This is a genomic window from Halorubrum sp. CGM4_25_10-8A, from assembly GCF_005435025.1.
GTDB classification, from domain to species: Archaea; Halobacteriota; Halobacteria; order Halobacteriales; family Haloferacaceae; genus Halorubrum; species Halorubrum ezzemoulense.
Map to the genome: position 1 here is coordinate 1 of NZ_SGTX01000060.1, position 462 is coordinate 462.

The window sequence follows — 462 nt, forward strand, 5'->3', positions numbered from 1 at the left end:
TTTCCCGAGACCATCGAAACCGACCGACTCCGACTGGAGGCGAACGGTCCCGAGAAGGTCGACCTCGACGCGTGCTACCGGATCTGCTCGGCCGATACCGGCATCGACGAGATAGCCGAACACGTCACGTGGGACCCCCACGAGACGAAAAGAGAGACGCTGGAGTTCCTCGAACGCGGCCGCGAGCGGTTCGAGGAGGGGGAGGCGGCGAATTACGTCATTCGCCCCCGCCAGGGCGAGGACGGCGCCGGGGAGATCGCCGGCTTCGGCGGCTTCGAGGTCGACTGGGAGAAGCGCACGGCGGTCCTCGGCACGTGGCTCCGCAAGCGGTTCTGGGGTCGCGGCTACTCCGGCGAGCGCGCCGCCGCGCTCGTCGAGGTCGCGTTCGACGACCTCGATCTGGAGGTCGTCGCCGTGGGTCATCACCCCGACAACGAGCAGTCGCGGCGGGCGATCGAGAAG

Annotated in this window: 1 protein-coding gene; it reads left to right on the forward strand. The window is 68.4% G+C overall.

Translation table 11 applies throughout. The features are described from left to right. Nucleotides 1-462, forward strand: a 462-nt coding sequence (locus tag EXE52_RS18115) for a GNAT family N-acetyltransferase (protein ID WP_137704010.1), incomplete at both ends; no start/stop codon positions are given.